The 23,031-nt window shown below is 48.2% G+C and carries 24 protein-coding genes; 5 read left to right on the top strand and 19 right to left on the bottom strand.

The window, feature by feature from the left end:
• Positions 1-4 precede the first annotated feature (4 nt).
• The 16 genes from acpS to QUE66_RS02355 all read right to left on the bottom strand — a co-directional run bounded on the left by acpS (position 5) and on the right by QUE66_RS02355 (position 14,215).
• Complete coding sequence (gene acpS / locus QUE66_RS02430) at positions 5-439, bottom strand: holo-ACP synthase (protein WP_286224248.1); 435 nt, start codon at positions 437-439, stop codon at positions 5-7.
• On the bottom strand, positions 439-1,185 hold the full coding sequence (gene pdxJ, locus QUE66_RS02425) for a pyridoxine 5'-phosphate synthase (RefSeq protein ID WP_286224247.1): 747 nt from the start codon (positions 1,183-1,185) through the stop codon (positions 439-441). Before pdxJ ends, acpS begins: the two co-directional genes overlap by 1 nt.
• 8 nt (positions 1,186-1,193) lie before the next feature.
• Positions 1,194-1,928: a DNA repair protein RecO gene (gene recO / locus QUE66_RS02420; RefSeq protein WP_286224246.1), complete on the bottom strand. Its 735-nt coding sequence runs from the start codon at positions 1,926-1,928 to the stop codon at positions 1,194-1,196.
• The gene (gene era, locus QUE66_RS02415; protein WP_458574692.1) at positions 1,929-2,849 is read right to left on the bottom strand and encodes a GTPase Era; all 921 of its coding nucleotides are present in this window, start codon (positions 2,847-2,849) and stop codon (positions 1,929-1,931) included.
• Between the two features lie 43 nt (positions 2,850-2,892).
• The gene (gene rnc, locus QUE66_RS02410) at positions 2,893-3,684 is read right to left on the bottom strand and encodes a ribonuclease III (protein ID WP_286224244.1); all 792 of its coding nucleotides are present in this window, start codon (positions 3,682-3,684) and stop codon (positions 2,893-2,895) included.
• The gene (gene lepB / locus QUE66_RS02405) at positions 3,684-4,487 is read right to left on the bottom strand and encodes a signal peptidase I (protein WP_286224243.1); all 804 of its coding nucleotides are present in this window, start codon (positions 4,485-4,487) and stop codon (positions 3,684-3,686) included. Before lepB ends, rnc begins: the two co-directional genes overlap by 1 nt.
• Positions 4,484-6,292: a translation elongation factor 4 gene (lepA, locus tag QUE66_RS02400; protein ID WP_286224711.1), complete on the bottom strand. Its 1,809-nt coding sequence runs from the start codon at positions 6,290-6,292 to the stop codon at positions 4,484-4,486. Before lepA ends, lepB begins: the two co-directional genes overlap by 4 nt.
• 196 nt (positions 6,293-6,488) lie before the next feature.
• On the bottom strand, positions 6,489-7,958 hold the full coding sequence (locus QUE66_RS02395) for a DegQ family serine endoprotease (RefSeq protein ID WP_286224242.1): 1,470 nt from the start codon (positions 7,956-7,958) through the stop codon (positions 6,489-6,491).
• Positions 7,959-8,004: 46 nt separating this feature from the next.
• Positions 8,005-9,252, bottom strand: coding sequence for a beta-ketoacyl-ACP synthase II (gene fabF, locus QUE66_RS02390; protein WP_286224241.1), 1,248 nt, complete (start codon positions 9,250-9,252; stop codon positions 8,005-8,007).
• Between the two features lie 19 nt (positions 9,253-9,271).
• On the bottom strand, positions 9,272-9,514 hold the full coding sequence (gene acpP / locus QUE66_RS02385; RefSeq protein ID WP_286224240.1) for an acyl carrier protein: 243 nt from the start codon (positions 9,512-9,514) through the stop codon (positions 9,272-9,274).
• Positions 9,515-9,593: 79 nt separating this feature from the next.
• The gene (fabG, locus tag QUE66_RS02380; RefSeq protein WP_286224239.1) at positions 9,594-10,337 is read right to left on the bottom strand and encodes a 3-oxoacyl-ACP reductase FabG; all 744 of its coding nucleotides are present in this window, start codon (positions 10,335-10,337) and stop codon (positions 9,594-9,596) included.
• Between the two features lie 14 nt (positions 10,338-10,351).
• The gene (gene fabD, locus QUE66_RS02375; protein ID WP_286224238.1) at positions 10,352-11,290 is read right to left on the bottom strand and encodes an ACP S-malonyltransferase; all 939 of its coding nucleotides are present in this window, start codon (positions 11,288-11,290) and stop codon (positions 10,352-10,354) included.
• Positions 11,291-11,305: 15 nt separating this feature from the next.
• Positions 11,306-12,292, bottom strand: coding sequence for a beta-ketoacyl-ACP synthase III (locus QUE66_RS02370; protein WP_286224237.1), 987 nt, complete (start codon positions 12,290-12,292; stop codon positions 11,306-11,308).
• A 2-nt stretch (positions 12,293-12,294) separates the two neighbouring features.
• Positions 12,295-13,305 carry a phosphate acyltransferase PlsX gene (gene plsX / locus QUE66_RS02365; RefSeq protein ID WP_286224236.1) on the bottom strand — a complete coding sequence of 337 codons (1,011 nt, stop codon included), beginning with the start codon at positions 13,303-13,305 and terminating at the stop codon, positions 12,295-12,297.
• A 72-nt stretch (positions 13,306-13,377) separates the two neighbouring features.
• On the bottom strand, positions 13,378-13,557 hold the full coding sequence (rpmF, locus tag QUE66_RS02360) for a 50S ribosomal protein L32 (RefSeq protein ID WP_108507995.1): 180 nt from the start codon (positions 13,555-13,557) through the stop codon (positions 13,378-13,380).
• Positions 13,558-13,630: 73 nt separating this feature from the next.
• Positions 13,631-14,215 carry a YceD family protein gene (locus QUE66_RS02355; RefSeq protein WP_286224233.1) on the bottom strand — a complete coding sequence of 195 codons (585 nt, stop codon included), beginning with the start codon at positions 14,213-14,215 and terminating at the stop codon, positions 13,631-13,633.
• A 14-nt stretch (positions 14,216-14,229) separates the two neighbouring features.
• On the opposite strand from QUE66_RS02355, the gene QUE66_RS02350 reads away from it, so the two are divergent.
• Entirely contained in the window at positions 14,230-14,829 is a 600-nt protein-coding gene (locus QUE66_RS02350; protein ID WP_286224232.1) for a Maf family nucleotide pyrophosphatase, read from the top strand.
• Between the two features lies 1 nt (position 14,830).
• The gene (locus QUE66_RS02345; protein ID WP_286224231.1) at positions 14,831-15,595 is read left to right on the top strand and encodes an SAM-dependent methyltransferase; all 765 of its coding nucleotides are present in this window, start codon (positions 14,831-14,833) and stop codon (positions 15,593-15,595) included.
• 2 nt (positions 15,596-15,597) lie between these two features.
• Here the strand turns inward: QUE66_RS02345 and QUE66_RS02340 are convergent, their stop codons facing one another.
• The 3 genes from QUE66_RS02340 to QUE66_RS02330 are packed head-to-tail and all read right to left on the bottom strand — an operon-like array spanning position 15,598 to position 18,321.
• Entirely contained in the window at positions 15,598-16,557 is a 960-nt protein-coding gene (locus QUE66_RS02340; RefSeq protein WP_286224229.1) for a S49 family peptidase, read from the bottom strand.
• A 4-nt stretch (positions 16,558-16,561) separates the two neighbouring features.
• Positions 16,562-17,269 carry an HAD-IA family hydrolase gene (locus tag QUE66_RS02335; protein WP_286224227.1) on the bottom strand — a complete coding sequence of 236 codons (708 nt, stop codon included), beginning with the start codon at positions 17,267-17,269 and terminating at the stop codon, positions 16,562-16,564.
• Positions 17,266-18,321: an RluA family pseudouridine synthase gene (locus QUE66_RS02330; protein WP_286224226.1), complete on the bottom strand. Its 1,056-nt coding sequence runs from the start codon at positions 18,319-18,321 to the stop codon at positions 17,266-17,268. Before QUE66_RS02330 ends, QUE66_RS02335 begins: the two co-directional genes overlap by 4 nt.
• Before the next feature lie 388 nt (positions 18,322-18,709).
• Between QUE66_RS02330 and QUE66_RS02325 the strand changes: the two genes are divergently transcribed.
• Genes QUE66_RS02325 through mobA form a run of 3 tightly spaced genes read left to right on the top strand, consistent with a single transcriptional unit; the run spans position 18,710 to position 23,029 of the window.
• Positions 18,710-21,274, top strand: coding sequence for an Rne/Rng family ribonuclease (locus tag QUE66_RS02325; protein WP_286224225.1), 2,565 nt, complete (start codon positions 18,710-18,712; stop codon positions 21,272-21,274).
• Positions 21,275-21,298: 24 nt separating this feature from the next.
• Positions 21,299-22,414, top strand: a complete 1,116-nt coding sequence (gene moaA, locus QUE66_RS02320) for a GTP 3',8-cyclase MoaA (RefSeq protein ID WP_286224224.1) — start codon at positions 21,299-21,301, stop codon at positions 22,412-22,414.
• 9 nt (positions 22,415-22,423) lie between these two features.
• Positions 22,424-23,029 (top strand): molybdenum cofactor guanylyltransferase MobA, encoded by a 606-nt coding sequence (gene mobA, locus QUE66_RS02315; RefSeq protein WP_286224223.1) that lies wholly within the window; start codon positions 22,424-22,426, stop codon positions 23,027-23,029.
• The last annotated feature ends 2 nt before the right edge of the window (positions 23,030-23,031 follow it).

Genomic DNA, 23,031 nt, shown 5'->3' with positions numbered 1-23,031 from the left:
GGTCTCATCCAAGATAGTTTTGCGGATCAAAGCTGGTAACAATGGGTGTGCCGTAACTGACGACCACAAACGCCATCACCAATTCTTGCTCGTCAGTCACTGTCACATGCGCATACCATTGTTTATCTTCCATAAACTGCAACAGAGCCCCAGAATATTTTGTATAAGGCTTACCACTGGGCTCATTGAGTGTTTGCAAAGATCGCCAACTCATTGGCATGTGCATACCCAAGCCAATTGCTTTTGAAAACGCCTCCTTAGCTGCAAAACGGGTAGCCAAGTAGGCCATTCCCCGCTTGTGATTACGGCTAAGTCGCTGTTGAAACACCTGATACTCCTCATCCCCCAAAACCCGCTTGGCTAAGCGACCTTGGGTGCGCTCATAAGCCGACTGCAGTCGACCCATCTGTAAGAGATCAGTGCCAATCCCAACAATCATTACGAACGCGCCTCATTCATGAGTCTGCGCATATCCCGAATCGCATTGGGAAGACCCTTAAAAATAGCCTCTGCAATGATCGCATGCCCAATATTCAGCTCGCTAATTTCAGGGATTTTGGCGATGGGCTGAATATTTTTCTCATTCAAACCGTGCCCGGCATTGACTCGAAAACCTAAACTCTTTGCATAGCGTGCAGCCTCTGTAATTCGCTGCAGCTCAAATGATTGATGCTCTATTTGAGCATCTGCATAGGCTCCAGTGTGTAACTCAATTACATGTGCTCCAAGCTCCTTAGCGACATCAATTTGGCGAGGGTCTGGATCAATAAAGAGTGATACCCGAATACCAGCAGCCTGTAGTTGTTTGGTAGCAGAATGGACTTGATCCTGATGAGTGATCACATCGAGCCCGCCTTCGGTAGTAATTTCGGTCCGCTTCTCAGGGACCAAGCACACATCCTGCGGCTTAACCTGAATCGCAATGCCCAGCATCTCCGTTGTAATTGCACATTCCAAGTTCATACGGGTTCGGATCAAGGGTCGAAGCGCAAATAAATCGGCATCTTTGATATGACGCCGATCCTCACGTAAATGCAAGGTGATCAAATCAGCGCCTGCTGCTTCGGCAATTTGTGCCGCCATGAGTGGATCGGGATAGGATGTCCCGCGAGCATTACGCAGGGTTGCAACGTGATCGATATTGATTCCGAGCTCTAGTGGGGCCATACCGAATATTAAAGCCATAGTCCCACTTAGATCTTTTTTAGATCAATCAAGATTTGACGAGTGGTCAAAGTCTGATCTTGCAAGTGAATACCTAAGAGGAAACGCATTAATTGTTTGCTCTGGCTTAGGGTCTCTGATCCCGAAAAGTCTCCCTGCGCCATGGCTCGCAGTGCCGACCCCTCAAGTACCGGCCAATGACTGGGGTCATCGGGTTGCCATGGACGGATCCCCTTCTCGGGCTGATAGACATATCGCTCGCCATCAATTAGTTGGGAGCGGGTCTCCACACAATGATCAAGAGCTGCAGCATATCCAGTCTCTCGCAAAAGGGCCAGCTCAAATGGTCTTAAGGTTTGCTCGATTGATGGTCCGGCGGACTCGATTTGTGAGAGCGCATAAACTGTCTCGGCATAATGATCGTAGAGCGACTCGTAGGCATCTTCTCTGGCCAAAAACTTCACCAGCAACTCATTGAGATAGAAACCACACAAAAGTGCATCTCCAACCAAAGCCGGAGAACCTCCGACCCATTCTGATTTAGTGAGAGTTCTCAGTTCTGATTTACCACTCCACGAGATGAGCAGTGGCTGAAAGCGCTGCAGAACTGGTCGTAAGCTCGAATGAGGGCGCTTCGCACCTTTAGCGATTAATGCCAGTCGTCCGTGCGAACGGGTAAATACATCCAGAATTAAGCTTGTCTCTTTATAGGGAATACTGTGCAGTACAAATCCCGGCTCATCCAGAACACGAGTTCCTGCCATTTATTCTAAACCCTGAGCACGTAGTTCAGCAAGGTCATCCGCCCATCCCCGCTTCACCTTCACCCAAGTCTCCAAGAAAACTTTGCTATCAAACAATGCTTCCATGTCTAAACGAGCTTCGGTCGAGATCTTTTTTAGCCGCTCACCTTTCTGGCCAATGATCATTGCCTTATGACTGTCACGATCTACCAGAATGGTTGCAGCAATACGTCGCATTTTGCCATCTAGCTTGAACTGATCTATCACCACAGAGCTTGAGTACGGCAACTCATCACCGGTATAACGAAACACCTTCTCGCGCAAGATCTCAGCAGCCATAAAGCGTTCGCTACGATCCGTCAGAGTGTCCGGTTCGTATCGCGCCTCGCCCTCCGGCAAATACTCTGCAATTAAATCCAATAAGCGTTCAATATCATCCTTGTTCTTACCACTCATTGGAATCACTTCAGCAAAGGTTTGCTCAGGACTTGCAATTGTTTGCGCTTCACAACCCTTGGTTTGCTCGGCAATTGCCCCCCATGGCTGTGCCATTTTTTTCATGAACTCAAAAAGTTCCAGATCACGAGCGTCGGAATTATCAAAACGCGACGCAAATAAATCCAGCTTATTTGCAACTAATAGCACCGGCTTGTCATTTGGTAATAAACGCAAAACGTTGACATCATCGGCACCCCAGTAACCTGCCTCCACAATGAAACAGATAACATCAACGTCGTGCAAAGTGCTGGTCACGGTTCGATTGAGGGTTTGATTAAGGGTATTCATGACGCGCGTCTGAAAGCCCGGAGTATCGATAAAGATAAACTGCGCGTGCTCACGCGTTTGCACCCCCGCAATTCGGTAACGGGTCGTTTGCGCTTTGCGCGATGTGATGCTAATTTTTTGACCTACAAGTGCATTTAATAAGGTGGATTTGCCCATATTGGGCCTGCCCACTAATGCGATCGTGCCGCACCTAAACACTTCAATCCTTTAACTTAAGAGGTAACTGCCCTTTAACCGGATCGGATTTGGCAGCTTTCTTTTTTGCAGCACGAGTCTTCTTGGGCTTACGCGACTCTTGTGGCAAGGCTTTTTGTACAGCAACCAAAGCAATTTTTGCAGCGCCCTGTTCTGCAGCACGCCGCGATGCCCCTTCCCCTTTTACGCTCACTTTAAGATTTGGAACAATGCACTCGACCTCAAACTGCTGATTGTGAGCGGCGCCAGTCGTAGCCACCACGTTATATGTAGGTAGAGGTAGCTGAAAGCCCTGTAGATACTCTTGTAACAAGGTTTTATCGTCCTTACCTAAGGTTTTGGGATCCACGTTTTGCAAGATGGTGGAGTACAGTTTACGTAGACTTGCCTTTGCCGCCTCGAATCCTCCATCAATAAAAATTGCCCCCGCAATGGCTTCAAGTGTATCGGCTAGGATTGAAGGTCTACGAAATCCACCGCTTTTTAACTCCCCTTCTCCAAGCTTGAGATAGTCCGATAGCATCAATGCTTGAGCAATTTCATACAGCGCTTGTTGCTTTACCAAGTTGGCTCGTACCCGTGATAGATCGCCCTCATCAAGATCGGCATAACGCTCATACAAAATCTCAGCAACTACACAGTTCAATACAGAGTCTCCCAGAAACTCGAGGCGCTCATTATTCTTTTTACTATGACTGCGATGGGTTAAAGCTTGAGTTAATAAATCAGGCTTTTTAAATTGATATGCCAAGCGATCCTGCAGTGGGCCAAGATCGAGTGTTGCCCGGGCATTCATTACTGAAAGCTTCCAATTCGGCCAAGTGAACCCATGTTCAGCCAAATGAAAAAGGCGCGACCAACTAAGTTTTGATCGGGTACAAATCCCCAGAACCGCGAATCCAGACTATTGTCGCGGTTATCACCCATCACAAAATAATGGCCTGCTGGCACCTTACAGCGCAGTGCAGTTCCTTGATATTGGCAGTTCTCCGATCCAGGGAAGTTCTCGCCTTGGTAGATCGTGCTGCGATCGGGATCATTCAAAATCTCATGAGTATTACCACCAAGATCGGCTGGAAAGCTCTCTTGGTAGAGCTTGGCATACCGCATGCTCTCAGGATCAAGATAAGGGGCTCCACCAGCGTATTGAAGTGGCTTCCCGTTAACAGTGACCTTTTTATCCTCGTAGAGGATGTCATCACCAGGAATCGCAATCACGCGTTTAATGTAATCAACCGACTGATCTTTGGGATAACGAAAGACAACCACATCACCCCGTTTTGGGGTACCGATATCAATAATTTTCTGATTGATTACTGGCAACCGAATGCCATAGGTGTATTTATTGACGACAATGAAATCTCCAATCTGCAGGGTTGGAATCATCGATCCGGATGGAATCTTAAATGGCTCAATCAAAAATGAGCGCAGAATGAATACCGCCAAAATAACCGGGAAAAAACTTGCCGAATACTCCAACCAAAGTGGCATCCGCTCAATTCCAGCAGCTTTGCGTTTTGGGGCAAAGTAGAGTTTATCGGCAACCCATGCGATACCCGTGATGATGGCCAAGATGAATAAGATAAGGGCAAAGTTCATTTTTCTTCCACCTGAAGGATGGCCAAAAATGCTTCTTGCGGAATTTCAACATTACCCACTTGTTTCATGCGCTTCTTGCCCTCCTTTTGCTTCTCGAGCAACTTACGCTTGCGAGTAATATCACCACCATAGCACTTCGCCAATACATTCTTACGTAAAGCTTTGACGTTTTCTCTGGCAATGATATTGCTACCAATTGCCGCTTGAATTGCGACATCAAACATTTGTCTAGGAATAATGCCGCGCATCTTAGCAACCACCTCGCGACCGCGTGACTGGCTATTACTTCGATGCACAATAATGGATAGGGCATCAACTCGATCCCCATTAATTAGGATATCGACCTTTACTACATCAGCTGGCCGATACTCTTTGAACTCGTAATCCATCGAGGCATAACCCCGTGAGACGGATTTCAGGCGATCAAAGAAATCCAACACGATTTCTGCCATTGGTAACTCATAAGTGAGCTGTACTTGACGCCCTAAATAGGTCATATTGGTTTGAATGCCCCGCTTACCAGTACATAAGGTAATGACCGAGCCAACATATTCTTGAGGCATATACAGATTGACTGTCACAATCGGTTCTAAGATTGTCTCGATCTTGCTAGGGTCAGGCATTTTGGAAGGGTTATCCACCACAACCTTCGTGCCATCACGCTGCTCCACCTGATAAACAACCGTTGGCGCGGTTGTAATCAAACTCATATCAAACTGCCGCTCTAAACGCTCTTGCACAATTTCCATATGCAATAAACCTAAGAAACCGCACCGAAATCCAAACCCTAAGGCTTGAGAGACCTCCGGATCAAACTGCAAGGATGCATCGTTTAATTTGAGCTTTTCCAAAGACTCACGCAATGCATCGTATTGATTGGCTTCTACTGGATATAAACCTGCAAATACCTGTGGCTTAACCTCTTTAAATCCAGGCAGCGGCTGTGGCGCAGGGGTACGACCCTGTTGACCGGATGCATGGGTCACGGTATCACCCACCTTGGCAGCCTTCAACTCTTTAATGCCAGCAATAATGAATCCGACCTCGCCTGCACTGAGCTGGGGACGAGTCACTGACTTCGGAGTAAAAACACCAAGCTGTTCGACCAAATGAGTGGATCCAGTAGCCATCAAGGTAATTTTGTCTTTTGGTTTTAGGGTGCCGTTCACCACTCGGACCAACATGACTACACCCACATAGTTATCAAACCATGAATCAATAATTAAGGCTTGCAGAGGTAATGTGGCATCACCCTTTGGTGGCGGGACGCGCCGAATCATTTCTTCTAAAACATCAGCAACACCAAGTCCTGTTTTGGCAGAACAGGTAATAGCATCGGTTGCATCAATACCGATCACGTCCTCAATCTCTTTCTTAGCTGATTCAGGATCTGCAGATGGTAAATCGATCTTATTGAGGATTGGAATGACCTCTACACCCAGTTCAGTAGCGGTGTAGCAGTTAGCCACCGTTTGCGCTTCAACTCCTTGGCTGGCATCGACAACCAACAATGCCCCTTCACAGGCAGAAAGAGAGCGACTGACCTCATAAGAGAAATCGACGTGCCCTGGGGTATCAATCAAATTAAGGTTGTAGGTTTTCCCATCTTTTGCCTTATACGTTAGGGCAGCGGTTTGGGCCTTAATCGTAATGCCTCGCTCGCGCTCAATGTCCATGGAGTCGAGAACCTGCTCCTCCATTTCACGGTCGGAGAGACCGCCACACAGCTGAATAATACGATCGGCTAAGGTTGACTTACCATGGTCAATATGGGCAATGATGGAGAAATTACGGATGTGATCCATTGGCGCTGTTCGATAGAGGTCTTGATAAAACGCCTTGTCGCAACGCAACACAATGATGCGCTGCAATAAGATGTCTTTTCCCTATTGTACTGGGAGCAGAAAAATCAGCGCTTTTCCCCACCCCCAAAAGAAATAACCCAAGAAAAAGGGGTGACTTTTTGGTCACCCCTTGATGGTTTTGTTCTTATATCCGGATTTACTTCTGAGCGGGTCGGATGGGTACCACGATGGTGGCATCACCGCGACGCACAAAAATAGGTACCGCCTTACTGGGGTCGAGGGTTTTGGTTACCGACTCAAATTGCTTGATCCCTGTAATATCGGCATCTCCAATTCGGACAATCACATCTCCAACCCGTAAACCTGCTCTAGCAGCGGCACCATCACCCACATTAGTAATTTCAACCCCACCTTTGCCGCCCAATTCCTTATTTTTGGCCTCAGTCAATTCGGCAACACTGATACCCAATGATTTGTTTGCCGTGCCAGCTTGCGGAGCTGGAGTCTCTGACTTGCGTGCAACCGCTTTATCGGGCTCTGCATCCGCAACCACAACCGTTAGGTCACGTGTTGTCCCTTTGCGCCAAACTTTAACCGTTGCAGAGGTACCGGGTTTTGTCTCACCCACAATACGAGGTAGATCGGTGGACTTATTAATATCACGCCCGTTAAAGCTCAAGATCACATCACCGGCCTCAATGCCGCCCTTAGCTGCAGGCGCACCAGGTTCCACATTGCGGACAAAAGCGCCGCGTGGTTTACCAAGCCCAAGGCTTTCAGCCACATCTTTATTGATCTCACCAATCGCCACGCCAATTCGTCCACGCACTAAACGGCCGGTGGTTCTTAATTGATCTGCGACCCGAATGGCCTCATCGATTGGAATTGCAAATGAAATTCCCATATAGCCACCTGAGCGACTAAAGATTTGAGAATTAATACCAATCACTTGGCCAGCAGTATTGAGCAATGGTCCACCAGAGTTTCCGGGATTGACTGCGACATCGGTTTGAATGAATGGCAAATAGTCTCCTGTGTCACGGCTTTTGGCTGACACAATTCCAGCAGTTACCGTATTCTCCAAACCAAAGGGTGAGCCAATCGCTACAACCCACTCGCCCACTTTCACCTTAGAGGAGTCACCTAAAGGAAGCCTTGGTAAACCGGTGGCATCAATTTTTAGGACCGCAAGATCGGTACGCTTATCTGCGCCAAGTAGTTTTGCCTTGAACTCACGCTTGTCTGTTAGGGTGACATAAATCGTTGTTGCACCTTCAACTACGTGTGCATTGGTCATCACAATTCCGTTGGAATCAATAATGAATCCCGAACCAACACCGCGTTCAATTTCTTCTGGTTGGCCACGTCGATTACCCTGACCGCGAGGGGTATTGGGTGCTCCTGGAAGCGGTACCCCAAAAAAGCGACGAAAGAATTCCGCTTGCTCATCAGGTATGCCTGGGACAGAGCCTTGAGCCTGTTGATTGGATAACCTCTCGGTAGTACGGATATTAACCACTGCGGGACTAGCCTTTTCAACCAATTCCACGAAATCTGGGATCGCTACCCGAGGAGGCTGAGTGTTTGTCTGAGAGGAAACCGTCGGTGAAAACGACAGGATTCCCCAGCTAAATACTGAGAAAACGACCAATAGAATTTTTTTCATACCAAATTGAGCTTTGCTCAACCCATTAGTTGCAATACTTCAGATATTAGGGCTTTTTCCCAAATATCAAGGTACCGTTGGTACCCCCAAATCCAAAGTTGTTTTTCACAGCGTAATCAATTTTGAGATCCCTAGCAGTATTGGCGCAGTAATCAAGGTCGCATTCGGGGTCTTGATTAAAAATATTGATAGTCGGTGGTGATTTTTGATGGTGCAATGCAAGAACTGTAAAGACCGATTCAAGGCCCCCAGCGCCACCCAATAAATGGCCCGTCATCGATTTCGTGGAATTCACCACCACTTTTTTGGCATGATCGCCTAAAGCTGCCTTGATGGCATCTGTCTCATTCTTATCGCCCAAGGGTGTTGATGTACCATGTGCATTTACATACTGAATCTGATCTGCCGTAATCCCCGCATCACGCATTGCATTGACCATGCAACGGCGCGGTCCATCCATATTGGGGGCGGTCATATGATAGGCATCACCGCTCATTCCAAAGCCACATAACTCCGCATAAATTTTGGCGCCACGCGCTTTCGCATGTTCGTACTCTTCGAGAACCATTACACCAGCACCCTCACCCAAAACAAATCCATCGCGGTCTTTATCCCAGGGGCGCGAAGCAGTTGCAGGATCATCATTACGGGTCGACAATGCCCTGGCAGCTGCAAAACCACCAATGCCCAGAGCAGAAATGGTCGACTCAGCGCCGCCGGCGATCATGACATCTGCGTCGCCATACTGAATTAAGCGAGCAGCCAAACCAATACTATGCAAACCGGTCGTGCAGGCGGTCACCGCCGCAACATTGGGACCCTTCAGATTAAAGAGAATACTCAAATGCCCAGAAATCATATTAATGATCGAGCCTGGCACAAAAAATGGTGAGATACGGCGCGGACCACGAGACAGTAACTCGGCATTGGTATCCTCAATCATCGGTAAACCACCAATTCCTGAGCCGACTAACACACCAATTCGCTCGGAATTTTGATCGGTGACCTCTAAACCACTATCTTTAATCGCTTGGGTTCCGGCTGCGATTCCATAATGAATGAAAGTATCCATATGCCGAGCTTCTTTGGCAGAAATGTAGTCCTCGACATTGAAATCTTTTACCTCACCGGCAAAATGCACACTAAGTGCTGAGTGGTCAAACTTAGTGACTGTAGCAATACCAGTCTTGCCCGCAATCAGGTTATCCCATGCGGTTGCGACTGAATTGCCAACTGGTGAAATCAGACCTAAGCCGGTGACCACCACGCGACGTGGTTGATTTGATGCGGGCACGGCTTAGCCTAGATACGAATTAAGCCTGTCCAGCTTTCGTTTTTGCGAAATCAATCGCAAGCTGTACAGTGGTAATTTTTTCAGCCTCTTCGTCTGGTATCTCAATACCAAACTCATCTTCTAAGGCCATTACCAATTCAACTGTGTCAAGAGAGTCTGCGCCCAGGTCGTTCAAAAAAGAAGACTCATTCTTGATGTCTGCTTCTGGCACGCCTAACTGCTCAGCCACAATTTTCTTAACGCGTTGTTCGATGTTGTCCATTCATTCCCTCCGGGACTTGTTAAAACGAATTACAGGATTTTATCAGTTTGTTTGTGACACCGATCATTTGACGGGAGACTCAAGCCAGATATAGGCCGCCATTGACATGGAGGGTATTTCCAGTGATATAAGCTGCCGCCGGAGAGGCCAAGAAAGCGACTGCCTGAGCAACATCCTCAGGGGTTCCTAAGCGAGCTAGAGGAATATTGGCTTTAAGGCTATTTTGCTGGTCTTCACTTAAAGCGCGGGTCATATCGGTATCGATGAATCCGGGTGCTACGCAATTCACAGTAATATTACGGCTACCAATCTCACGCGCCAGAGCACGGGTCATGCCAGCAACTCCCGCTTTAGCAGCCGCATAATTTGCCTGACCAGCGTTACCCATATGCCCAACAATCGAGGTGATATTAATAATCCGGCCTGATCGAGCCTTCATCATGGGTCGCAACACAGCCTGTGATAATTTAAATACCGAACTCAGATTGGTAGCAATCACATCGGACCACTCATCTTCCTTCATGCGCATTGCTAATTGATCCTTAGTAATGCCTGCGTTATTGACCAAAATATCAATGCGCCCAAATTGCTTGACGATCTCCTCAATCATTGCCTCACAGGCGGCTCCTTCTGTGACATTCAAGACCTTACCAATGCCCTTAGATGCGCTCAATCGCTCGGAGATTGCATTCGCGCCAGACTCTGAGGTCGCGGTACCGATCACGATTGCGCCACAAGATGCCAATTCAGTGGCTATTGCCTGTCCGATACCGCGCGATGCGCCGGTTACTAGTGCTACTTGATTTGTTAAATCGAGGTTCATAAGAATTTCACAAATTAGGTTTTTAACTGTTGCAATGCGTCCATCAAGCTTGATTCGTCGGTAATCGCCATGCCTTGAAGTCGATCATCAATTCGTTTTGTTAGTCCAGCTAGTACTTTACCGGGACCGCACTCGACAACCTGAGTAACTCCACGATCAGCCATAGCGCGGATGGTCTCTTGCCAACGCACTGGCTTAGCCGCTTGACGAACTAAGGCATCTTTGATTTGTTCTGGGGTCTCGAGAATAGATACGTCCACATTATTAATCACTGGCACACAAGGCGCATGAAATTCAATGCCCTCTAAATAAGTCTTCAGCTTTTCGGATGCAGGCTGCAGGAGCGAGGAATGAAACGGGGCGGAAACCGGTAGGGGTAGAGCACGCTTAGCACCAGCTGCTTTAAGAAGCTCACATGCTTTGGCAACTGCCTCGGTCGCACCGGCAATCACAATCTGGCCAGGAGCATTGAAATTAACGGCCTCAACAACCTTGCCGCACTCACGGCTTGCAAGCGCGCACACCTCGATCACTTGCTGATCATCAAGCCCCAAAATTGCTGCCATGCCACCTGTGCCAACTGGCACCGCAGATTGCATGGCCTCTGCACGAAATCGCACCAAAGGTAAGGCATCTTTAAAACGAATCACTCCGGCAGCAACCAAAGCTGAATACTCACCCAAGCTGTGACCCGCAACTACGCTGGGCTTGGGTCCACCAGAGGCCAACCAAGCTCGATAGCAGGCTACCCCAGCGGTCAGCATCACCGGTTGAGTGTTGGTAGTTAGGGCCAATGCCTCGGCAGGCCCTTCGGCAATTAACTTACCAATGTTCTCACCCAGTGCATCGGATGCCTCTTGCAGCGTGGCATGCACTTCTGTTCGCGAAGCCAGGGAATTAAGCATCCCCACCGATTGTGAGCCTTGACCTGGAAATACAAATGCAAATGTCATATCAATTTTTTCTCATTAATAGCGCAATACAACCGCGCCCCAAGCAAAACCGCCCCCAACGCCTTCTAACAAAATATGCTGACCGCGCTTAATTTGACCCGATCGAATGCCATGATCGAGCGCCAGGGGAATCGATGCTGCTGAAGTATTACCATGTTCATGCACCGTAACAATCACTCGATCCATGGACATTCCCATTTTGCGGGCCGTTCCTTCCATAATGCGAATATTAGCTTGGTGAGGGACGAGCCAGTCAATTTGCTCAGGCTGCATATCGGCTTTTTGCAAAACCTCGTGGGCGACCTGCTCTAACACCTTCACGGCTAATTTAAAGACGGCTTGGCCATCCATTCGCAAAAAGGGAGCGCCTTCAATCCCACCGCAAGTTGCTCGTCCAGGGATGCACAGAATGTCACGTTGACTGCCATCCGCATGCAAAGCGCTTGCTAAGATTCCGGCCTGATCAGAGGCTTCGAGCGCAACAGCACCCGCTCCATCGCCAAAAAGTACACAGGTACCGCGATCTTTGAAATCCAAGATTCGAGAGAATACTTCAGCCCCAATGACCAAAATCTTTTGATACATACCAGCACGAATGAATGCATCCGCCGTACTCAAGGCATATGAGAATCCAGCGCATACCGCCTGCACATCAAAGGCAGCGCAACCATTCCTTAGACCTAATTTATCTTGAATCACGCATGCCGTGCTTGGAAAACCGCCTAGATGATCGGGGGTTGAGGTCGCCAAGATGATTAACTCAATATCATCGGCATTCCATTGCGCTTCCATCATTGCGCGCTGTGCTGCCTTGACCGCTAAATCGCTCGTTAACTCATCGGGCGCAGCAAAATGCCTAGATGAAATACCGCTGCGAGTTTTAATCCAATCATCACTGGTCTCAACACCCTCTTTGGCCAAACGGTCCACCAAATCTTGGTTACTCAGCCTTAATGCGGGCAAGTAACTGCCGGTTCCTGCAATTCGAGCAAATCGACCCATACTTATGTGGACCTCAATGTAAATGACTCAGCAATTTTCTCAACCATCCGATTCTTAGCGGCATCGTATGCACGCTCAAGCGAGACCTTAAAGGCAAAACGATCGGCAGAGCCATGGCTTTTGATCACACAACCCTTGAGACCCAATAAAACTGCACCGTTGTAGCGCCGATGATCGACCCGTTGACGTACTCTTTTCAACGGCAATAGAGCAGCAAGACCCATTAATTTAGTTAATATGGATCGATTAAATTCTTCACGGATCATACCGCTCATCATTTTCGCCAAGCCTTCGCTAGCTTTTAAAACAACATTACCAACGAAGCCATCGCAAACCACAATATCCGTGGTTCCCTTGAAGATATCGTTGCCTTCGACGTTGCCATAAAAATGCAATTGGCTTTGGCGCAATAGTTCCGCAGTTTGTTTAACCACCTCATTACCCTTAATGACTTCTTCGCCAATATTTAAAAGGCCGATCGAGGGTTTTGGATTGCCATTGACCACGCGCAACATCACATCAGCCATTTGCGCAAATTGTAAAAGGTGAATTGGCTCACAATCGGCATTTGCACCCAGATCAAGTACGGTAGTGCCTTTCCCCAACTCATTCGGTATCGCAGTTGCAATTGCCGGTCGATCAATCCCATCCAAGGTTTTTAAGATATAGCGGGAGATTGCCATCAATGCACCCGTATTGCCCGCAGAAATGGCGGCATCTGCCTTGCCATCACGCACCTGCTCAATGGCGACTCGCATGGATGAGTCTTTCTTACGACGCAGAGCAACTTCAATGGGATCGTCCATCAAGACAATTTCAGAGGCACCGAGAATCTGGAAGCGATCTAGTAAGTTTGGATTAGATTTGCGAACCGACTGCTCAATCGCTTGGGCGTTGCCAATTGCAAGAATCTTAGCGTCAGGATGATCTTGCAGAAAATCACAGCAGGCTGGGATAGTCACTTCTACCCCAAAATCCCCGCCCATAGCATCAACTGCCAGAGTGATACTCATTGAATATGTATAAAACGTCGATTCTGTTTAAGAAAAAAGCGGCCTGAGCCGCTTCGATCAAACAATGAGGAATTAGTCGTTCTTTGTTTTAACGACTTTACGACCACGGTAGTAGCCATTAGGGGATACGTGGTGGCGCAAGTGGGCCTCACCGGTAGTGGACTCTACTGCGATTGCAGGTGCAGTCAAAAAGTCGTGTGCGCGATGCATGCCACGCTTTGAGGGGGATTTTTTATTTTGTTGGACGGCCATAATGAACTCCTAAGCAAGGCGCAATTCTAGCATAGAAAGTGGTAAAAACCCGCATTCGCCAACAAAATAATGGCTATTTCTTGAGGTTTTTCAGTACCTTAAAGGGATTAGGCTTTTCCAAGTCAGCCCCGATTTGCCGCAATTGACACTGGCCCACCGGGTGTTTGGGGGCGTGAGGCAGTGCTAGCAAAATCTCATCTTCGATCGCTTCAAGCAAATTAAAGTGGGTTGAGGCGACCATTGCCTCCTCATCATCGCGATCCATGGGGAATTGATCTGCCTCTACTTCCGTTCTTAAAAAAACGTATGTCTTTTGTATTTCCAACTCTAATGCCATGGGGTCTAAGCAACGTTGACAGGCAATCGCCATCCGCCCTCGAATCTTTACCTCCATGAACGGCCGGCCATCACGATGCAAACTAACAATTTGGCAATCAAATCCATCGCCTGGGCTCACAGAGGCTGATTCGGCTAAAAGTCTTGGAAAATCGGCAAGCTGGATAAATCCCTCGCCTTGGTAAGAGACAGGCGCTAACATATCAACTCTAAGCAAGGAGCTGGGGTTGATTTCTAACGATTGAATTGGGTAAGGCGAGTTCTGTTTCATCCGATCGACGATTTGTAATTCATTCAAACTATTGACATTATCAAACATCATTCAATTACTCATTCATGCCGTCCGTCCCCACCCTGATTCTTGCCTCAAGCTCACCCTATCGGCAGCAACTGCTTGAACGACTTGGGATGCCATTTGTAGCGATTGCACCCAACCTAGATGAATCCCCCCTGCCCGGCGAGACTCCAAAAAATCTCACGCTTCGGTTAGCGCAAGCAAAAGCACAGGCGATCGCATCCCTGCACCCGAACGCGTGGGTGATTGGCTCCGATCAAAGCGCTGATTTAAATGGTCACATGATTGGCAAGCCAGGTTCGCACGCCGCCGCCTTAGCTCAACTCAAACAAATGCAAGGTCAGGCTGTTGTTTTTCATACATCGCTTTGCCTAATCGGTCAGAATTTTTGCAAAACAATCCATGTCCCAACCACGGTTCAATTTCGTAAACTACCCGAGCAGGTTCTGGATCAATACCTCCGCCTTGAGAAACCCTATGATTGCGCTGGTAGCGCTAAATCAGAGGGCATGGGAATTATTCTTCTCGAAAAAATTGAGAGCGAAGATCCAACCGCGCTGATTGGTTTACCGTTAATTGCCTTAACAAGCCTATTTCTTGAAGCGGGAATTTCTCTGCCTGCGACTCAAGACTCTCAATAGCATGCAAATTGGTAACTTATATTTGGTACCCAATACATTAGGTAGTGAAAACCGAGCTGCGCAACTCCATCACGTCATACCAGCCGAGAACCTTCGGCAAATTGCCAAGATCAAGTATTGGATTGTGGAAGACGCCAAAACAAGTCGTGCATTTTTAAATGCCGTTCATGAAATCGAACCACTGCATCATTCATTACAAGAGATGGTGATACAAGAGTGGCGCGGCCCGGACCGCAAACATGCCTTAAGTCTTAAACCGGAGGAATTGCTTACTCCCATTCAAGCGGGGCATGATGTGGGCCTCTTATCAGAAGCAGGTGTTCCGGGGGTTGCCGATCCTGGCGCAGAGATTGTCCAAGTCGCACATCAGTGGGGGGCCAAAGTGAAGCCCTTAGTCGGCCCCAGCTCGATCTTGCTTGGGCTGATGGCAAGCGGTCTTAATGGTCAGTTTTTTCAATTCAATGGATATCTTCCTGTCGAAGGTGCAGAGCGTTCAAAAAAACTCAAGGAGTTAGAGGGGGCCTCTAGGCAGCGCCGCGAGACCCAAATTTGGATTGAAACTCCCTATCGAAATACCGCAATGCTGCAAAGCTGCTTGAGCTCACTATCTCACCAAACGCGACTCTGTGTAGCAATCGATTTAACACTGAGTAGTGAGTGGGTGTGGACAGGGCCAATTGATTCTTGGCGCAAGCGCTATACCAAACCTGAAGCACTCTCCGATCTCATCAAAAATAAGCCTGCTATTTTTTTGATGCTGGCTTAGTTTTACCGCATCTCCGCGCTTCGCGATAAGGCCTTGCTAATCGCAGCACCGGTCTCTGCCCCAAAGCGCTTTGCGACACGCTCAGCAAAATTCTCTTTCAAGGTGTACTCCACCACATCAGGGGTTTTTAAAAGATCACGTGCGACAGAATCAACTGTGCCATAACCATCGACCAATCCCAACTGAACTGCCTGTTCGCCATTCCAGACGCGACCCGAAAAAATATCCGGATCATTCTTTAGGCGCTCGCCACGACCCTCTTTCACGACATTAATAAATTGCTGATGGATTTCATCAAGCATTTTTTTAACCATCTCAACTTGCTTGGGATTTTCTTTAGAGAAGGGGTCGAGCATGCCCTTATCCGACCCCGCTGTAATCAAGCGTCGCGAGATGCCCATCTTATCCATCAGCCCCGTAAATCCAAAGCCACCCATGACGACTCCAATCGAGCCAACAATACTGGCTTTATCCACCAAAATCTTGTCTCCAGCTACAGCCACATAGTATCCACCGGAAGCACAAACATCTTCGACCACGACATAAAAGGGTTTATCAGGATACAAGCCGCGTAAACGTTTAATCTCATCATTAATCATGCCGGCTTGCACGGGAGAGCCGCCTGGACTATTGATGCGGAGTACTACCCCGGCAGCCTCTTTGCTTTCAAATGCGGCGCTTAATGCCGAATTAATATCCAAAGCATTTGCAACCGAATTGGGTGAGATCTCACCCTCAATGCTAACGAGTGCGGTATGTTTGCCACTACCCCCGCCGCCGGGTAAACCAATGTCAAAGATTTGTGTGACTAGGCCCACCAACACAACCAAGGTCAAGATACGCAGAATAGCTCGCCAACGTCTTGCCTTGCGATTTTCTTTTAGGTTCTCAAGCAAGAAATGTTCGAGAGCGCTACGCTCCCACTGCGCATTGGAATTGGATGACTCGGGGTTTTGATTCATACACTTAGCTCGCTTTACTGAATTCGGCAGGATCTTGGAATGGTTGATGCAAATTCTGCATCAACCAGTTTCCCAAAGTCTCTACATTATCAAAGCAAGCCAAAGAATTTGCAGACCGCAAGGCATCGGCCGGATGGGCGCCATAAGTGACTGCGATCGCATCCACTCCAGCCGCTTGGGCCATCTGAAGATCGTGCGTCGTATCGCCAATCATCAGCATCTTGCGAACTGGAACTTGAAGACGATCCGATAAGTCCATCAACATACCCGGGTGGGGTTTGGCAAAGGACTCATCCGCAGTTCGTGTGTCATGAAATAGATGCTCTAACTGATGATGACGCAAGGATCGATCGAGCCCGCGCCTAGGCTTACCGGTTGCAACTCCCAACATAAAACCCTGAGTCTTTAAGCTCTCAAGCAAGTCTCGCATGCCCCCAAAAAGATGCAACTCATGATCCTTTGCTAAATAGTGATAGCGAAAACGATCAACGAGCGTTGGAAAATGCTTCGGGTCGATAGTCGGCACGACACGTCTTAGTGAATCATGAATACCCAAACCAATTACATAGCTCGCAATCGAGTCCCCGGGTACCGGGAAATCGAGGTCTCGGCAGGCTTGCTGAATGCACTGAACAATCGTTGGCGTGGAATCCATAATCGTGCCATCCCAGTCCCACACGATTAGCTCATAGCGACGTTCGTTTGTCTTCAATCGATCTCTTTCGGTTGTAGCGTTTTAGCCAAAAAACGACTGTCCCATTGTGCGAGAAAATCATGAAACCGTTTTGGCAGATCGGCTTCAATACGCATTTTCTCCAAAGTTTTAGGATGCGAAAAGACCGCAAGATGCGCATGGAGAAAAAGTTGCTTAACTTTCAACTCCTTATCTCCGGCTTCCAATCCATACTTATCATCTCCCAAGATTGGGTGCCCAATTTTTTGCAAATGCACCCGAATTTGATGCGTTCTCCCAGTTTTTAACTGTGCTTCAACCAATGTAAAACTCGCGCCATCTCGTTGAAAGAGCTCAGTAACCCGAATGTTGGTGTGACTTTCTTGTCCTTTTGGGTCCACCCGAACCCGACGCTCACCGTTCTCTAGCAAATATTTCAACAGAGGAAACTTTAGTTGCTTCGTGCCACTGATTACATCCATTGCTCCATGGGCGATTAAACGATAACGCTTATCAGTTAAACCTTCCCGAATCTGCCGATGCATTTCCAGAAGTGCGCTGCGCTTCTTTGCCATGATCAGGATTCCCGAAGTATCTCGGTCTAAGCGATGGACCAGCTCCAAAAATGAATTCTCTGGCCTTGCCTTACGAAATAACTCGATAGCCCCTAACTGAACACCCGAACCTCCGTGAACCGCCAGCCCAGAGGGTTTATCAATCACCAATAAATATTCATCCTCAAACAAAATGGGGATATCTGTTGCCAGGGTTTTAGCCTGCGCTTCCGAGATGACTTGATCCAATTTCTTAGGTTCAGCCAATCGGGTGGGGGGCAAGCGAACCACATCGCCCTCAACCAGACGAGAGCTTGGCAACGCCCTTTTTTTGTTAATCCGCACCTCGCCTGAGCGAATAATTCGGTAAATATGGCTTTTTGGAACCCCTTTAGCCCACCTTAATAAATAATTATCGAGTCGCTGACCGGCAAAATCCGGTCCCACGGTTTCCAAAACAGCTGCCAAAACCTTAGTTTTATGGGCATCCTTGCTTGAAATACGTGGTTTTGAGGGGGGCTTTAGCGATTTATTCATTGTAATATTCCCATTGTCGACCGTTTTGTGTCCTATAATCAAGGCTCTAAGTCATTGATGACTAAGAATTTGAATTCCGGAGCTTGGAGTCGCCCATGAATAGACTCCCGGGGTTGCCCCTCTCCCGTTTTAATGAGGCGCAAGGGTTGGCGTGATATTTGCCGCGACCCCCGAAAGCAGATGACCGTTTTTAAAACGAGCGCCTACATTGAGAACTAAAGGACATCTCTGTGGCGAGCGTTCATGTGAGACCCAAGCCAATTTGATTGGTATTTTTCCTGTTTAGGAACTTTGTTTGTCTCACCCCAGTACTCTGGGGATTTTCCTCAGAGCATATTTGTCATCCACTTCGTGTCGCTCAAGTCCGCCTCCCATTTAGGAGAGTGTTATGAAGCGCATGTTATTCAATGCAACGCAACAGGAAGAGTTGCGGGTTGCCATCGTTGATGGTCAAAAACTAATCGATATCGATATTGAAACTGCCGGCCGCGAACAGCGCAAAGGCAATATTTATAAAGGGGTCATCACCCGTATTGAGCCGTCTTTAGAGGCCTGCTTCGTCAACTATGGCGAGGAGCGGCACGGTTTTTTACCTTTTAAGGAAGTTGCAAGAACCTACTTCAAGGATGGTATTGATGTCCGCAATGCGTCGATCAAGGATGCACTGAGAGAAGGTCAAGAAATCATTGTTCAGGTTGAAAAAGAAGAGCGCGGTCAAAAAGGCGCTGCCCTGACCTCCTTTATCTCCCTAGCAGGTCGCTATCTAGTATTAATGCCAAACAATCCGCGTGGAGGTGGTGTGTCGCGCCGCATTGAAGGTGAGGATCGGCAAGAGTTACGCGAAGCCATGGCGCAACTTGAGGTACCTGACGGAATGAGCATCATTGCTAGAACGGCAGGAATCGGTCGGGATGCCACCGAGTTGCAGTGGGACCTTAATTACCTCATGCAATTATGGAAAGCCATTGATGAGGCAGCCAAAGCAAACTCAGCACCCTTACTCATTTACTTAGAGTCGAGTCTTGTGATTCGCGCCATTCGCGATTATTTCCAGCCCGATATTGGCGAGATTTTGATTGATACCGATGATATTTATGAGCAAGCCCAGGCATTTATGTCAGTGGTGATGCCGGATAACTTGCCTCGGGTGAAGCGTTATCAAGATGACGTCCCCCTCTTTTCGCGATTCCAAATTGAGCATCAAATTGAAACCGCCTATTCCAGAACGGTTCCCCTACCCTCTGGCGGTGCGATCGTCATCGATCATACGGAGGCCTTGGTATCGGTCGATGTGAACTCCGCACGCGCAACGCGTGGGTCGGATATTGAAGAGACGGCAACCCGAACCAATCTCGAGGCGGCCGATGAAATTGCACGGCAAATGCGTCTACGTGATCTTGGCGGTCTAATCGTGATTGACTTTATTGACATGGAGTCCTCGAAGAGTCAGCGGGACGTTGAAAATCGTCTGCGCGATGCCTTGCGCCATGATCGCGCACGGGTGCAAATGGGCAAGATTTCAAAGTTTGGTTTGATGGAGCTCTCGCGTCAGCGTTTGCGCCCTGCTCTATCAGAAGGTAGTCACGTTACCTGCCCACGATGCAATGGAACTGGTCATATTCGTGATACCGAATCCTCTGCATTACAAGTCCTGAGAATTATTCAGGAAGAGGCCATGAAAGAGAATACGGCTGCAATCCACTGCCAGGTACCAGTAGAGGTGGTTGCATTCTTGCTCAATGAAAAGCGTGCTGAAGTGATCAAGATTGAGACGCGCTTTAAGGTGCATATTTTGATGATCCCGAATAAGCATCTGGAGACCCCTCATTACAAATTAGAACGTCTGCGTCATGATGACCCTCGCTTAGATGAGCAAAAACTGAGCTACGTCATGGTGGAAGAAGCCGCGCGCGAGCTTGAAACCGATGCAGTCATTGGTCGCAAAAACGAGGAAGTGCGAGCTCGCCCTGAGGCCGCAGTGAAAGGGATTACCCCAAGTCAACCGGCACCTGTCGCATCACCGCGTCCGATTCGAGATTCCAAACCCAGTTCCTCGACTCCAGAGTCAGGTGGTTTCCTCGGGTTTATCAAAAAACTATTTTCCTCAAGCGCTCCAACGGCAGCCCCAGAGACAAAACCAAATCTGCGCTCTGAAAATCGTGGCCGTAATGGTGATCGCAACCGCAATAGGGGTCGCAATCGCAATGAAAAAAATCAGCGTACCGATTCATCTGATCGCATGGAGAAAACTTCTGAGCCAACCGAAGCTGCAGCAAATCGCCCATCGCGTTCAGAAGGTCGTGGCCGTAACCGCAGTGAACGACAAAATACCCAAGAGAAGCTAGAAAGTGCTAATCCAGTACCGCAAGTGGTTGGTGCCACCGATGAGTCTGAAAGCGCTGGGGACGAACGCCGCCGTGGACGTAACCGTCGAGGTCGTGGCCGTAACCGTGGCGATCGAAATGAGCGCAACGAGACTGGTAACTCAGCAATCAATTCAGAATCCAATCCAGGCTTTCCGATGGGGCTAGGTGGTCGCTCGGCATCGGTGCCGCTGACTCGAATTGTGAGCACTTTCCGAGAGTCCACCGGAGGACGACGTCCGAATCAGCGTCGGGAGCGACGTGAAGAAGCAAACCCAATCGTGACTGAACCGATGAATGTGCCCGCGATAAGTTTAGAAGTGGCTACTACAGCACCTCTACCTGAACTACCCAAAGTAGCATTCACACCCTTAGCTGAAGAACCATTAAAGGATGTGGTGCAAGGAGCAGGGATGGTTTGGGTGGGAACAGATCAATCGAAATTGGCAGAAGTTCAAACCCAGATTCAGGCAGAAATCCCGGCGCCCCGCGTTCCGCGAGTGCCTAAAGCGCCTGCAAGCCTCCCAATAGGCCCGATGGTGCTGGTCGAAACAGGTGGCCAAGAAAAAACCATCGATAAAACGATTTAGTCGTTTAAGGCCATAATGTGAATTATGGTGAAGCCCGTCATACCGATACGCAAAGAGACCCCCAGGGGTCCTTTGCCATTGATCCCAAACATACTCAGCGAGGCCCATAGTCGCACCCTTGATCGTCGACAGCGGCCATTACGTGATTTACGCATCTCGGTTACCGATCGTTGTAATTTTCGGTGCACCTATTGCATGCCCAAAGAGGTATTTAATCAAGACTATCCATATCTCGCACAATCCGAATTATTAAGTTTTGAAGAGATTCATCGCTTAGCCACGATTTTTGTTTCTCTTGGGGTTGAAAAAATTCGCTTAACTGGTGGTGAGCCCTTGCTTCGTAAAGATCTCGAAACCTTAATTTCTATGCTTGCCAAGCTTCGGACACCCAAGGATCAGGAATTAGACCTAACACTTACAACCAATGGCAGTCTATTGAGCAAAAAATCAACGCCCCTAAAAGAAGCAGGCTTGCAACGACTCACGGTCAGTCTGGATGCGCTCGATGATTCAGTCTTCAAGGCGATGAATGACGTCGACTATCCAGTCAGCGATGTGCTCAAAGGAATTGAGGCAGCACAAAAGGCGGGCTTCGAAGGCATCAAAGTCAATATGGTGGTTAAGAAAGGGGTGAACGACCACGAGATCCTACCAATGGCGAAGTATTTTCGTAATCGCGGCATCACCCTACGCTTTATTGAATTTATGGATGTTGGCTCTTCAAATGGCTGGAACCTAAATCAAGTTCTGCCATCTGCTGAAGTGATTGCCAAGATTTCTGAGCACTTCCCTCTTGAGCAAGTCGATCCCAATTACGCCGGCGAAGTCGCTCAACGCTGGCGGTATCAGGATGGAGCTGGCGAAATTGGCGTGATCTCCAGCGTGACCCAAGCGTTTTGTCATGAATGCTCCCGTGCCCGGCTATCCACAGATGGTCAACTGTTTTTATGTTTATTTGCTACCGAAGGATTTGATTTTAAAACTCTCATTCGATCTGGTCGTTCTGATCTTGACATTGCAAACGCTGTTATGCAAACATGGTCAAATCGCGATGATCGCTACTCCGAGATCAGACACCTTCACACCAAGGATTTAGAACGCAAGCACGGTAAAGTTGAAATGTCCTATATTGGTGGCTAGGACCTGCCGATGATTGCGCGTTCTGAAATTACCGGACTATTACTTGCTGGCGGTCGTGCACAGCGTATGGGTGGGATCGATAAGGGCCTCGTACCGTTTCAAGGCAAGCCTTTAATCGAACATGCAATTCAGCGCCTTGGACCACAAGTCTCAGGTTTGCTGATTAACGCCAACCGTAATCAGGATATTTATTCGCAATATGGTTACCCTATTGTGGCCGATGAGAACCAGGATTTTGCTGGTCCCTTAGCGGGCTATCTGGTTGGCCTTAAGACTTGCAAAACACCTTATTTGGTGACTGCTCCCTGCGATTCTCCACTTTTTCCAACCGATTTAGTGATGGCGCTTGCCAATCGACTAGAAAAACAAGATGCGAATATTGCCTATGCATCTAGCCAAGATTCTGCAGGAAAAATTTGGGCCCAACCGGTGTTTTGCCTAATGAAACGAGAAGTGCTTGATTCGTTGGAGCAATTTTTAGCTAATGGGCAACGCAAGATTGATCGCTGGTTTGCATCTCAAGATGCATGCACCACTATTTTTGCAAATGAATCTGCATTTACCAATGCCAACACTCCAGAAGAGCTGGCCCAATTAGAAAAATTTACCAACTAAAG

This window comes from Polynucleobacter sp. HIN6 (assembly GCF_030297575.1).
Taxonomy (GTDB): domain Bacteria; phylum Pseudomonadota; class Gammaproteobacteria; order Burkholderiales; family Burkholderiaceae; genus Polynucleobacter.
This window is presented reverse-complemented; position numbering and strand designations above follow the sequence as displayed.